Genomic DNA, 12,857 nt, shown 5'->3' on the forward strand with positions numbered 1-12,857 from the left:
ATCGTAGCACATCTTTGAAATTCTTTGCCATTTTTGCTAGGATAAGACCTAGAAAAGACACAATATAGAGGAGGACACAAAATGTCAGACTACCAACTTCCTAAAGTATGGGAAAGCCCTACCAGCATGGGCGGTGCTTGGGGCGGGCTTAATCAACCAACAGCGGGCGCTCGTTTTGAACAAAAGTTACCTCGTGGGGATAAGCCTTTCCAACTTTATTCACTGGGAACACCAAATGGCATCAAGGCGACCATTATGTTTGAAGAACTAAAAGAACTTGGCGTGACTGAGGCAGATTATGACCTCTATAAGATTGCTATCGGAGATGGAGACCAATTTGGTTCAGACTTCGTCGCCATCAATCCGAACTCTAAAATTCCTGCCCTGCTTGACCAGTCAGGTGACACGGACATTCGCGTTTTTGAGTCAGCTAATATCCTACTCTACCTGGCGGAGAAATTCGGCAAACTCATTCCGACTGATTCTGCTGAGCGTACTGAAGTCCTCAACTGGCTCTTCTGGCAAACAGGCGCAGCTCCCTTCTTAGGTGGTGGCTTTGGTCACTTCTTCCACTATGCGCCAGAAAAGATTGAGTACGCCATAAACCGCTTTGCTATGGAAGCCAAGCGCCAACTTGACCTCTTGGACAAGGAATTGGCAAGCAAGCCTTATATCGCTGGGGCGGAATATAGCATAGCTGATATTGCTATTTGGTCTTGGTATGGTCGACTGGCGCAGGACAAAATCTGGGATCGGGCAGGCATATTCCTTAATGTCAAGGAATATAAGAACTTGCAGGCTTGGACAGAAAAAATTGCCAAACGCTCTGCCGTCAAACGCGGATTGGAAGCCAACTACAAACCTATCAATAATAGCCTTTGAAATAGACTCATTTAGCTTGATTCTAGTACTTACTAGCCAATTGACTTTGTTGCTGTCGACTAAAGCGATTAATGTCTCAAAAGATGCAGACCTATTGCAAACCGAGTTAAGGAAATAAAAAAAGATAAGCTGACTGAATATATGAATCAGTCTATCAGCTAGATGGGCTCTTTCATGCTTTAATGGAGAAAAAGTTTAAGAAAGACAATTATGACAATATTTGAACAGATTTTAGAAAAAATTAAAACCTACGATACCATTATCATTCATCGCCACATGAGGCCTGACCCAGATGCTTTAGGTTCTCAAGTTGGACTCAAGGAGGTTATCAAGCACAATTTTCCTCAAAAGAAAGTGCTGGCGACAGGATTCAATGAGCCAACTCTGACTTGGATTACCACTATGGACGAGGTCGCAGATAGCGATTTTGAGGGATCTTTGGTCATCGTAACTGACACAGCCAACACGCCACGGATTGATGACAGCCGCTATACTAGAGGTGACTTCCTCATCAAGATTGACCACCATCCCAACGACGACGTATACGGCGATATTGTTCATGTGGACACGGCGGCTTCCAGCGCCAGCGAAATCGTAACAGATTTCGCCCTGACCACTGGTCTGGAACTTTCAAACGAAGCTGCCCGCCTGCTTTATAATGGCATCGTGGGCGATACTGGTCGCTTCCTCTATCCTGCGACTACCAGCAAGACCATGGCCATTGCCAGTAAACTGCGTGAGTACGACTTTGACTTCTCTAGTATGGCCCGCCAAATGGACAGCTTCTCCTTCAAAATTGCTAAACTTCAAGGCTTCGTCTTTGATAATCTTGAAGTCGATGAAAGTGGGGCTGCGCGTGTCATTCTGACTCAGGAAAACATGAAAAAATACGAGGTCACCGATGCCGAAACATCTGCTATCGTTGGCACACCAGGAAAAATTGACATCGTTGAATCATGGGCTATCTTTGTGGAACAGCCAGACGGTCACTACCGTGTTCGCCTGCGCAGCAAAACGGCTGTCATCAATGACATCGCCAAACGCCATGACGGTGGTGGGCACCCTCTAGCCAGCGGAGCCAATTCCTACAGCCTAGAAGAAAACGACCAAATTTACCAAGAAATCAAAGATTTGCTCAAATAAGTTCTCCATATAAGACAAAAAATGGTGTAAAAGTCTTGTCAAAACTAGAAGCTTTTGATAAACTAGAATAGTTAAAAATAACTATGGTGCGGACAGTACCATGGCAGAAAGGAAACATTTTAACAATGAGAAAAGACATTCATCCAGACTATCGTCCAGTCGTATTCATGGATACAACTACTGGTTACCAATTTCTTAGTGGTTCAACAAAACCATCTAAAGAAACTGTAGAATTTGAAGGTGAAACTTATCCACTTATCCGTGTGGAAATTTCATCAGATTCACACCCATTCTACACAGGACGTCAAAAATTCACTCAAGCAGACGGACGCGTGGATCGTTTCAACAAAAAATACGGTCTCAAGTAAGAAATCACAAAAAATCAGCAAAAACATTGATTTTAAGCCATTCCCAACAAACAGGAATGGCTTTTTTGTTTCATTGTCAACTACAGTGGATTAGCTTATAGCTAAGCGTAAGAGAAAATCAGATCAAACTGATCCCTGTCAAGTGAATAGATAAATAATAAAAGATTAACCAATGGCTTTTTTCTCACTTCAAGTGCGACAAGGTCGTTATGCTCCTCTTGATAGTGTTGATTGTTATAAAAATAGAAAAGACAACACTTTTGCGTACGGAATTTATAAAGTGTTTTTTATTTTTTAATAATACAGAGTAATCTTGATTCATTCTAGCTTGTTTTGAGAATATTAAGCTTCTTTCTAAAAAAGGAGCCATAAATTGGCATCTTTTGATTTATAGATGCATCCGGAGCGCCATATTCTGAAGTTAACAGGCTTAAATGAACCTCAACCTTCATGCTTTTCTTTGTAATCCATTCCCCAATCCCACATGGAGTCAATAATGGGCTTCAGACTAAGTCCAGTTTTAGTCAGAGAGTATTCAACCCGCGGCGGGACTTCTGCATAGACCTTTCGGTTGACCAACCCCTGCGCTTCCATTTCACGAAGCTGGCTGGTGAGTACTTTCTGGCTCACCGTACCAATTGATTTTTTGAGCTCTCCAAATCTCATGCTGCCATTTAATAAGTCGCGTAAAATGAGCACCTTCCACTTATTGCCCATTAGGCTGAGTGTCGTTTCAACTGGGCAAGCTGGTAGCATCTTTTTAGCAGTCATTTTATCTCCTTTAGTATCTTTTGGTAACTGTATAAAATTATAGTTTACTCATGTTGCTAGTTAATTTCAAAATACAATAAAAAGCCCAAATGGACTATACTGTAAGTGACGAAACATACAGGAGGTTAGTCCAAATGAGCCACTTACAGTATACCGTTAAATCTCATCATTTGCAATGGAATTTACGCCAATTATCACAAATTTGCCATCACTTCTACCAAAATTATTGCCCAGATTCCTTCAAACATCGGCGTAATGTTGGTTTAGCCAAAGTTTCAGATGAATCGCTCCTTGTCTTGCTTTTGTTACAAGCTGAACTAGGCATGACATCACAACGCCATTTCTACACCATCTGCCACCTCTTTCCGTGTGGTCAATTACTCGAGAGAAGTCGATTTAATCGACGGTCGAGACAATTAATTTGGTTAGTCCAACTTATCCGAAAAGCCCTGAATGATATGATTAATCCCGATGACATTGTCATTATAGATAGTTTTCCTTTGCCACTTTGCCAACCTGTTCGCAATCACAGAACTACCATTTTTAAAGGATTAGCCGATATTGGCTACAACGCCTCTAAACACTTATGGTTCTACGGTTTCAAGGTTCATATGTTGGTGACCTTATCAGGTTATATTCTGAACTATGTTGTCACACCAGCCTCTGTCCACGATATCAAGGTGGTTTATGAGCTATTGGAGGGAGGTAAGCAATCGGTTATCCTAGGTGATTTAGGCTACCTGAGCAGTGAACTCAAGAAGGACTTAGAACAAGAAGGTTACCATCTATGGACGCCACTTCGACAAAACATGGTAGGAGCTGAAGAACATAACAATTGGAAAGTGATGGCCATGAGACGAACTATTGAAACACGTTTCTCTGAACTGTGTCGTCTCTTTGACATCGAACATACATTAGCTAGAGGGCTAGCCGGACTACAGTTACGACTTGAACAAATTATTCTAGCTCATAACTTACGCTATTTTGAAATTAACTAGCACCATGGGTATAGTTTATTTTTCTAAATTGTGCAAAATATGAAAAATTTTTTCTTAGAAAAGCCAGTAAAATCAACAAAAGATACTTTTAGGTAATTAGGTTTCAAAAAAGTGCTTACTTTCCAAAAGAAACTTCAGGTGATAAACTAGTGAGGGTAAGGCGGATAGCCGTCATCATGATTCTTCAGTGTAGGACAATCTTCAAAATTAAAAGGAGAAGAAAGATGCAAACATCAGATTATTTAGCTGTTTTGGTAGAGGATATTCATTCCGTAGTTGTGGCAACTGTCGATGCTCAGGGACATCCTGCCAGCCGTGTCATTGATATGATGTATCAGGATGGTCAGACGGTTTATTTTTTAACCGCCAATACCAAGCCTTTTTACAAGCAGTTGCGGGAAAGGCCATTTATCTCAGTGACTGGACTGACACAAGGCAAAAACACCATGGAGCGAAAAATGATTTCTCTAACAGGGCCTATCCGCTATCTTGGAAAGGAAAAATTGGACATACTTCTTGAGAAAAACCCCTACATGTCTGATATTTACCCGACCAAAGAGAGCCGTCAGGTCTTGGAGGTTTTTGCTTTTGCAGAAGCGCGTGGCGAATTCTACGATTTGACAGTTCTCCCTCCAAATACGGATAGTTTTATCATTTCATCCTAGGAGATATTTATGGAAAAGACAGTTCAGGCTGCTTGGGCGGCCATTCAGTCAGCCGATGTCTTGTTAATCGGGGCAGGTGCTGGGCTTTCATCTGCTGCTGGCTTAACCTATTCTGGTAAGCGATTTAAGCAGAAATTTGCTCCATTTATCGATAAATATGGTTTGACAGATATGTATAGCGCCGCCTTTTATCCCTATCCGACAGCAGAGGCAGAGTGGGCTTACTGGGCAAAGCACATTTATCATAATCGCTATGAAGATACTGGTCTGCCTCTTTATCGGAAACTATTTCAGCTGGTGAAGGATAAGGATTATTTTGTCATTACAACAAATGTAGACAGTCAATTTATGAAAGCTGGTTTTGATCAGCAGCGTTTCTTTGAAGTTCAGGGGAATTACGGAGAATTTCAGTGTTCGGTTCCCTGCAGGCCGCTTGTCTATGACAATCAAGACCAAATCATGGCCATGCTGGCAGCTTCAGGGGATAAGCTGGAAATTCCCATTCAGCTCCTTCCGGCTTGTCCTGCTTGCGGAGCACCGATGACACGTCACCTGAGGGTTGATGACAGCTTTGTACAGGATGAGACTTGGTACCAGCAACAAGAAAATTATAGCAACTTTTTGCGACAGTTAGAAGGGAAAAAGGTCGTCTTGTTAGAGTTGGGAGTCGGCTATAACACCCCAACCATCATTCGTTTTCCATTTGAGCAGCTGACCTATCATCTGCCTTGGGCCAGATTGATTCGATTTAATCAGACAGACTTACAAGGCTTTGAGGAAAATAAAGATAAGACGTTGACAATAACAAGGACGATAGAGGAGGTATTGGATTCATGGCTCTAGTGGATGAATTGATTGCGGAATTAGCGCCAGATGTCACGATTCCAGAAGGTATTGATAAGGATAAGCTTTTTCGCGGACTGCTGGCTGTTCAAGAGCCGCAGGAGTTTAGCTCGGCTTTTTACCAAAAACAAGACCGCTATCTGCAAGATCAGCTGCGCGCTAAAGGTATCACCAAACTGGAAGATTTAAAACCTGTATCTGACCATCTTTATCTCTGGCAGGGAGACATCACAACACTGGAAGTAGATGGAATCGTCAATGCGGCGAACAGCCAGATGTTGGGCTGCTTTATTCCAAACCATGCCTGTATTGATAATGCCATCCACTCTCAGGCTGGTTTACAGCTGAGACTGGCTTGTCATCGGTTAATGACAGAACAAGGACACTTGGAGAAAACCGGTCAGGCAAAAATAACTTTAGGCTACAATCTTCCAGCCAACTATGTGATTCACACGGTTGGGCCTATTATTCAGAATGACGTCAGTCCCATAGATGAGGGCCTGTTGGCCTCTTGCTATCAATCCTGCTTAGAATTGGCCCTTGCACACAAACTGGAAAGTCTGGCCTTTTGCTGTATCAGTACGGGAGAATTTCGCTTTCCCAATCAGTTGGCAGCAGAAATTGCGGTCAAAACAGTGCGTGCTTTTGTCGAGGAACATCCACAATTAAAGATTGTTTTTAACGTCTTTAAAGATGAAGATTTAGCGATTTATCAGCAATTGCTTGTCTGCTAGTGACTCGTATTGTTGCAGGCATCTAAGCGTTTAAGTATCAGCACGCTTTCTGTTTTAGAGCCTTTTTGAGCAAAGGACTTGCCAGATAAGGTTCCTTATGCTAATTTTGTACCAGAATACAAGAAAAGAGGGCCTGTGGAGCCAATCAAATTCTCTGTCGTTATCCCGTCGTTGCCAGCATGGTGATTCAGCTGATTACGATGGAGGAAGAGTTCGCAAGCCATACCTTTTTAATCAAAAAGAACAACTATCACAATAATAAAGACTAGGAGAAAATCATGTCAAATCAACTCGAAAACGCTAAAAACCTCTACCTCCGTGGCATTCGCGACGGGGAAATCAAGGAAGTTCATGAAAACTATATGGGAGCTACTTACACCCAGCACAGTACGGGTGTGCCTGATGAGAAAGAAGGTTTTGCGGCTTTCTTTGAGGACTTTTTCAAGCGCAATCCTAAGCGGGAAATCACCATTGTGCGTGCTATTGAGGACGGGAATTTCGTCTTTGTCCATGTCCATCAAAAACTCAATGACGGTGAGTCTGAGTGGGTAACGGCGGACATCTTCCGTTCGGATGAAAATGGTCATATCGTTGAGCATTGGGATGTTATCGATGCCTATCCAAAAACCATTGGTGACTTTGACCCCATTTACGCAGACTTTGAGCTGACTGACCTAGATAAGACTGAGGACAACAAGAAAATCGTCCGTCGGTTCTTGGTCGATGTCCTTCAAAATGGGGAAATCGACAAGTTTGAGGACTATGTGGCAGCTGATCTTATTCAGCACAACCAAGATATCGCTCAAGGCGGTGCAGCCTATAAGGACTATCTTGTAGATAACCAAGTCAACTACGACTTTGTCTTCAAGGTGATGGGACAGGGGGATTACGTCGTGGCTTATTCGAAAGTTTGGATCGCAGGTCAGAACTACGCCCACTTTGATATCTACCGCCTCAAAGACGGCAAGATTGTCGAGCACTGGGACAACAAGGAAGTCATGCCAGACAAAAAAGACTTGACGAACTTAGGGAAGTTTTGATGGAAAGTAAAAATCAGAAGTTTGAGACTTCTGATTTTTTATATCCATTCCTTCACGATGAGGGATAGTGGTTTCGGATTTCATCCAGTTCTTGTAAATAGGCTGCTTGTAGTTCTTTGGGACTTTCGACATAAATATGTTTGCCAAATTCGATGAGGTAATGGGTGAGATAATGTAGTTCTTTCGGATTATAATAGCCATCTAAAAAAATCTGCTGGTTTTCTTCTGTGAGCGACATGTCCTCGTAATGATTTTTGTGAAATAGTTCCTTACCGAAAGGCGTGAGTCTGCAACGGAATGGGATGGAGCGAAACTGTCGTTCATGTTCTTCCAAGGATAGTTTCAAGTTGTCTCTAGTTTTTCCTTTTCTGTCTTCCTTGATGGAGAGGGACTGGATGTAGTCGCACCGAAAAATAGCCCAAGTCTTAGTTTCTACCTGATAGCCATGACTAAACCAAACACCTTCTCGGTAGAAGAGGTCATAAAATTGGAGGGTCAGCCACTTGTCCTGATGTTGCGTATAATGGATGGTGACTACAGCTTCATCCAATATGGCCTTTAATACGGCAGGCAGAAAGGTGGGGCTATTGATGGCAGATACATTGTAGTAGTCAATAACGGCTAGGGTCTGCTCCACCGTTTGAGCTTGTTCAGGCGTGAGATTGCTTTGCAATTTTGGGATAATGGCTGGATAATAATAGTCAAAGGGAGTTGTGACAATCTTTTCCAGTGCCTTTAAGGCATAAAAAATGGCGGCTAGCTCCTTATGAGAAATATGTATAGGAATGAGAAAGTTCTGAGGTAGTATCCGATAGCCGCCGCCTCGTCCATTTTCTGTATAGAGAGCCAGTCCCATTTTTTCTAATTCTTGGATATCTCGCAGGGCAGTTCGCTTTGAGATGTGAAAGACTTCCATCAGTTCCCTGAGTTGAAAATATTTTTTATCCTTTAGATAGAGTAATTCTTGATTGATTCGAGCTTGTTTTGACAATCGTCATCTTCTTTCTAAAAAGGTGTCATAAATTGGCACCTTTTGATGTTATACTTAGTTTATCAAAAAAATGGAGGAACCACAATGTACAAAACATTAGTGATCAATGCCCACCCTGATTACAAAAATCGTCAGCACAATTCGACTCGTCTGGAAGATTACACTGTAAGACAGCTGCAACAACGCTTCTCAGAAACAGAAGTGACAGTGTTAAATCTCTATGAGGAAACGATTCCACAAATCAATGAAACCACCTATGAAATCTATCGTAAAAATGCGGCTTGCATTGATTTAACTGCAGAAGAACAGGCGATTTTTGAGCGTTCCACAGCTCTGTTGAAGCAGTTCAAGGATCATCACCGCATTATCATTTCATCACCACTTCATAACTTCAATATCACTGCCAGATTGAAAGATTATTTAGATAATGTGATGATTGCACGTGAAGTTTATCGCTATACGGAGTCAGGTTCAGTAGGCTTGATGACAGATGACTATAAGGTTCTTTACTTACAGTCTAGTGGCTCAATCTATACTAATCAAGATCGCTACACACCTTTGGAATTTTCAACCAACTATCTGAGAGAAATGTTTGAAAATATCATGGCTTTTGACAAGTTCTATGTTGCTCGTGCTCAAGGTACCGATCTACTAGGTGCAGATAAAGAACAAATCTTTACGACTGCCCAAGCAGAAGTTGATCGTATTTTGGAAGTTTTCTTCACGAAAGAAACAAAATAAAGTAAGAGATAGGAAAACGAGGCAAATGGTCCTCGTTTTTTGTTCTTGTCAGTAGAAAAATGGGAGAGCACGACTCCTTTTTCCCTTGGTAAAAGTATGCTATAATGAAAAAAATCATATACTGGAAAGGGTATGAACCATCATGAATTTCTATGATTTAGACTACATCATACAACACCAATCCTTTAATTTGGTCTTGCGGTCTGTGGCCTTGATTATCTTGCTGGTGGTAGCTATCGCCACGGGGCTCTACTACTTGAGAAATCGTCTCAATACACGGCTGCGGGACATCAGTATCGGCATCGTTATTCTCATGTTTATCATCTTGGGCATCCAGGTTGAAGATTATATGCAAACTAATCAAGATTTTACCCAGTCGCAAGTGCTGACGCAGTTTATCAAAAGCGTAGCCATTGATAATGACGTATCGGAAAAAGAGGTCTATGTTAATTCGACGACCTTAAAAAGTGGGATTATTGTCCGCTACAAGGGAGAAAATTATACAGTCCACCTCAATAGTGACAACAATTCCTACACCTTGGTCCGCACGCACGTCATTGACCATAATGTTTATATCAACGGGGAGAAGTAAAAGATGGATATGTATGTCTTGGTAGCCACAAAGTTTATCTTGGGGATTTTCGTCATGATTTTGCAAATCAATATTTTGGGCAAGTATGAGTTTTCGGTCAATACGCCGCTCAATCAAATCCAAAACTATGTCCTCGGTGGGATTATCGGCGGGGTTATTTACAACAGCTCCATTTCCCTGCTGACCTTTATCATCGTCCTCCTCATCTGGTCCTTGGTGGTCATTGTCGTCAAACTGCTGATCAATCAGAAGTGGATTAAGTCCTTGGTGGTTGGCAATCCCGTCTTACTCATCAAGAACGGTCGGGTCAATGTGGAAAATTGTACGCGAGTGGGCTTGTCTGCAGACCAACTCATGCTCCATATCCGCATGGCAGGTCTGCAATCGACCAGAGATATTAAAAGTGCTATTATGGAGCCAAATGGTAGCTTGACAATTTTGGACAAGCATTCTCAGAATCCCAAGTTTCCTCTTATTAGTAATGCCCATGTCAACGAAGATGTCTTGGACTTAATTAGTAAAAATCAGAACTGGTTGCAAAAACAACTGGAACGGGAAGGCTATCAACTCAAAGATGTTTTCCTCGCAGAATACCTTGATGGGCAGGTTTACATGACACCTTATGTGGAGGACGGCAGGGAGTAGGTATAAGTAGGACAGGAACTAGCTTTTGGGCTGGCAGAGCATCCTCCCGCTCTGCCATTTGCTCAAGTGAAAGAGGCTCTGATTGAAACTAAAATGGCTCTTGGAAATGAAGGGATTTTGAATTTGTATCAAGAGCCTTTGGCACAGTCTGATGCTATGTGGAAGGAGATTGTGAAGGATACGGTCAAAGGGAGAAATTTGCAACCTGCTTACGTTGATGTGGACGTGGACGGCTTGAAGCAGGAATGACAGGAGATTCCAGTCTGTTGATTTCCAAGTCAATCCTAGATATGTTTTCTGCAACTATTTTTGCGGCCAATCTTGGCTTTGTGGTCTCAACTATCGCCCTGCCCCAATTTGTCATCTTTTCTAGTCTATTTTTGTTAGCGAAGTTCATTCTTCCACTGACTACTCCTGATATGATAGCGGACTTTAAGGCCTGCGGAGGATTTTTGATGTTGGCAACAGGATTTTGTATGGCTAATATCAAACTCTTTCCTTCCGCAGCCAGGATTCCTACCATGTTGTTAATCCTTCCGTGCAGTTGGCTTTGGACCGATATCATTTTACCCTTGTTGTGAAAACAAGAGGCTACTATCTTTCGTTCTGACAGGCAGAAATTTTCTGTCTGTTTTTGATTTTCAAAGTATGGTCTGGCAATGCCATGTACACCCATCAAATGGGTATGAAACGAAAAGAATTTTCGGGGACAACAACCCTACACTCAGAAGCTGATGAAAGACCTTATATCCTATTGCCAGTCATTCCGAGCAAGGAAGGATAGATAATAGTCAGTCAGTTTTTCTTTTATTACTTCGACGTAAGAGGAAACTCCGTTTCCTTATTTCCAACTTCAAACACTTCACTGGATTGTTTAACTTGCTTTGTTGTATTTGGCTTAAGCGACTTGCTATCGCAAGTCTCATCTCCAGCCTTGAACAGTCAGGAGACTCAACAAGATGGTTGCAGCTCGTTGCCTCGTACTAAAATACTATAAAACATACTAAGATTAGTAGTGAAGAAATCTCCGACGGGAGAGAGTACTCGCTACTTTTTTCATTCTCAAGATGATAAAGTAGAGGTGTCTTGTTAAGTCGTGGGACTTTTTGACGCCAGACGTCGCAATAAAAACTGGCAAGACACCTGTTTTAGGAAGAATGTTATCAAAGTATGTGGGACGCCAGACGTCGCGTATTGAAAATGACATCACTAAAACAAGGAATCATTCAAGACAAAGAGGCAATATCATGCGTACAGTTTTCGGGATTGATGTGAGTAAGGTAAGTTCAGAAGTGGCCATTCTAGTCAACGGCGAGAAGGTTCATGGCTATACCATGCCCAATGATGCCACTGGCTTTGCTCGGCTACTTGGCGATTTGAAAACCGTCCACAAGCCAGAGTTTGTCTTCGAGGCGACTGGCGTTTATTCTCGCCGTCTCCAAGCTTTTCTAGAAGATAATGGCTATGCTTACACACGACTTAATCCCTTAGAAGCTAAGAAACAACTGGATAGCTTGCGTGTGCGTAAAACAGATAAGATTGACGCTGAAAAACTGGCTCAATCTCAGTTTGTACTGAATCGTAAACCGACTTACATCCAAGAAGAAGTCTATCAACATCTGCGTGATTTAAGCCGCTTTTATCAGAATCTGACTGAGGATATTGTCCGTGCTAAAAACAGGTTACACAAGGTCTTACAAGTCACTTTTCCAGAGTTGGAGACTATCTTGTCGGTACCAACTGGGGAACAATACTGGAACTTAGTCACTGCTTTTCCCTGCAAGGGCTTTGTGCTAGATTTGAACCATATTGAACTATCTCAAAACGCATCTCTGACAAGCGTGTGGCTTACTTAGCTGAGAAGCTGACAGTACTAGCTAACCAGTCTTATTGCGCCGTCACGAAGAACTCTCCAATACTAGAAGAGGTGTGTTACTATGCACAAGAATTGCTTAGACTTTCTGAACAGAGACAAACAGTCTTAGACAAAATGGTGGATCTCGCTCAGCCATTGCCAGAGTATGACATTCTGCTTTCTATTCCTGGTATCGCTGAGACGACTGCAACAAGTGTTATTCGCGAACTCGGTGACATTCGCCGTTTTCAGTCTGCCAATCAAATCAATGCCTTTATCGGTATTGACCTGAGACACTATGAATCCGGTAACTTCCTCGCTAAGAAGCACATTACCAAGCGTGGGAATCCTTATGCTAGAAAAATTTTGTTCAAGTGCATTCACAATATCGCTTCAGCTAGCCACACCAAGCCGTGCCATTCGCAGACTTTTATGANAAACGAAAAAGGCAATCGCAAACGACTTCAACCAAGCCACATACGATTGCCTTCATACATCGTCTTATCAGAACAATATATTACCTCATAATGCATAACAACCTTTACGATTATGCGTCTACCAAAAATCAGTAAAATTGTTTATGCCATAT

15 protein-coding genes and 2 pseudogenes are annotated in these 12,857 nt (G+C 42.1%); 15 read left to right on the top strand and 2 right to left on the bottom strand.

The features are described 5' to 3' along the window. Positions 1 to 81: 81 nt before the first annotated feature. From yghU to A3GS_RS0101095, 3 genes are all read left to right on the top strand, one after another. Positions 82 to 882: a glutathione-dependent disulfide-bond oxidoreductase gene (yghU, locus tag A3GS_RS0101085; protein ID WP_018363581.1), complete on the top strand. Its 801-nt coding sequence runs from the start codon at positions 82 to 84 to the stop codon at positions 880 to 882. 210 nt (positions 883 to 1,092) lie between these two features. Further along, the gene (locus A3GS_RS0101090; RefSeq protein ID WP_018363582.1) at positions 1,093 to 2,025 is read left to right on the top strand and encodes a DHH family phosphoesterase; all 933 of its coding nucleotides are present in this window, start codon (positions 1,093 to 1,095) and stop codon (positions 2,023 to 2,025) included. A 125-nt stretch (positions 2,026 to 2,150) separates the two neighbouring features. Beyond that, positions 2,151 to 2,393: a type B 50S ribosomal protein L31 gene (locus A3GS_RS0101095; protein ID WP_018363583.1), complete on the top strand. Its 243-nt coding sequence runs from the start codon at positions 2,151 to 2,153 to the stop codon at positions 2,391 to 2,393. Positions 2,394 to 2,834: 441 nt separating this feature from the next. Here the strand turns inward: A3GS_RS0101095 and A3GS_RS0101105 are convergent, their stop codons facing one another. Continuing rightward, positions 2,835 to 3,164, bottom strand: coding sequence for a winged helix-turn-helix transcriptional regulator (locus A3GS_RS0101105; protein WP_018363585.1), 330 nt, complete (start codon positions 3,162 to 3,164; stop codon positions 2,835 to 2,837). A 134-nt stretch (positions 3,165 to 3,298) separates the two neighbouring features. On the opposite strand from A3GS_RS0101105, the gene A3GS_RS0101110 reads away from it, so the two are divergent. From A3GS_RS0101110 to A3GS_RS0101130, 5 genes are all read left to right on the top strand, one after another. Then, positions 3,299 to 4,162 (top strand): IS982 family transposase, encoded by an 864-nt coding sequence (locus A3GS_RS0101110; protein WP_026216217.1) that lies wholly within the window; start codon positions 3,299 to 3,301, stop codon positions 4,160 to 4,162. A gap of 224 nt (positions 4,163 to 4,386) precedes the next feature. Beyond that, positions 4,387 to 4,827: a pyridoxamine 5'-phosphate oxidase family protein gene (locus A3GS_RS0101115; protein ID WP_018363587.1), complete on the top strand. Its 441-nt coding sequence runs from the start codon at positions 4,387 to 4,389 to the stop codon at positions 4,825 to 4,827. 9 nt (positions 4,828 to 4,836) lie between these two features. Then, entirely contained in the window at positions 4,837 to 5,670 is an 834-nt protein-coding gene (locus A3GS_RS0101120; protein WP_018363588.1) for an SIR2 family NAD-dependent protein deacylase, read from the top strand. Continuing rightward, complete coding sequence (locus A3GS_RS0101125; RefSeq protein ID WP_018363589.1) at positions 5,661 to 6,404, top strand: protein-ADP-ribose hydrolase; 744 nt, start codon at positions 5,661 to 5,663, stop codon at positions 6,402 to 6,404. The genes A3GS_RS0101120 and A3GS_RS0101125 overlap by 10 nt, the downstream gene beginning before the upstream one ends. 278 nt (positions 6,405 to 6,682) lie before the next feature. Next, on the top strand, positions 6,683 to 7,444 hold the full coding sequence (locus A3GS_RS0101130; RefSeq protein WP_018363590.1) for a nuclear transport factor 2 family protein: 762 nt from the start codon (positions 6,683 to 6,685) through the stop codon (positions 7,442 to 7,444). 52 nt (positions 7,445 to 7,496) lie between these two features. Here the strand turns inward: A3GS_RS0101130 and A3GS_RS0101135 are convergent, their stop codons facing one another. Further along, entirely contained in the window at positions 7,497 to 8,435 is a 939-nt protein-coding gene (locus tag A3GS_RS0101135; RefSeq protein WP_018363591.1) for a helix-turn-helix transcriptional regulator, read from the bottom strand. Positions 8,436 to 8,519: 84 nt separating this feature from the next. Here A3GS_RS0101135 and A3GS_RS0101140 point away from each other — a divergent pair, with 84 nt between their 5' ends. The 7 genes and pseudogenes from A3GS_RS0101140 to A3GS_RS11270 all read left to right on the top strand — a co-directional run bounded on the left by A3GS_RS0101140 (position 8,520) and on the right by A3GS_RS11270 (position 12,840). Next, entirely contained in the window at positions 8,520 to 9,176 is a 657-nt protein-coding gene (locus tag A3GS_RS0101140) for an FMN-dependent NADH-azoreductase (protein ID WP_018363592.1), read from the top strand. Between the two features lie 142 nt (positions 9,177 to 9,318). Next, entirely contained in the window at positions 9,319 to 9,768 is a 450-nt protein-coding gene (locus A3GS_RS0101145) for a DUF3290 domain-containing protein (protein ID WP_018363593.1), read from the top strand. Between the two features lie 3 nt (positions 9,769 to 9,771). Continuing rightward, complete coding sequence (locus A3GS_RS0101150; protein WP_018363594.1) at positions 9,772 to 10,413, top strand: DUF421 domain-containing protein; 642 nt, start codon at positions 9,772 to 9,774, stop codon at positions 10,411 to 10,413. A gap of 93 nt (positions 10,414 to 10,506) precedes the next feature. Then, positions 10,507 to 10,662: a hypothetical protein gene (locus A3GS_RS12610; RefSeq protein WP_018363595.1), complete on the top strand. Its 156-nt coding sequence runs from the start codon at positions 10,507 to 10,509 to the stop codon at positions 10,660 to 10,662. Further along, a pseudogene (locus tag A3GS_RS11265) lies at positions 10,641 to 10,994 on the top strand (DUF554 family protein); the annotation flags it as partial. The gene A3GS_RS12610 and the pseudogene A3GS_RS11265, both read left to right, overlap by 22 nt. A 53-nt stretch (positions 10,995 to 11,047) precedes the next feature. Beyond that, positions 11,048 to 11,197 (top strand): hypothetical protein, encoded by a 150-nt coding sequence (locus tag A3GS_RS12840; RefSeq protein WP_169333410.1) that lies wholly within the window; start codon positions 11,048 to 11,050, stop codon positions 11,195 to 11,197. Positions 11,198 to 11,660: 463 nt separating this feature from the next. After that, positions 11,661 to 12,840 (top strand): annotated as a pseudogene (locus A3GS_RS11270) (IS110 family RNA-guided transposase). The last annotated feature ends 17 nt before the right edge of the window (positions 12,841 to 12,857 follow it).

It is taken from the genome of Streptococcus caballi DSM 19004, from assembly GCF_000379985.1.
GTDB classification, from domain to species: domain Bacteria; phylum Bacillota; class Bacilli; order Lactobacillales; family Streptococcaceae; genus Streptococcus; species Streptococcus caballi.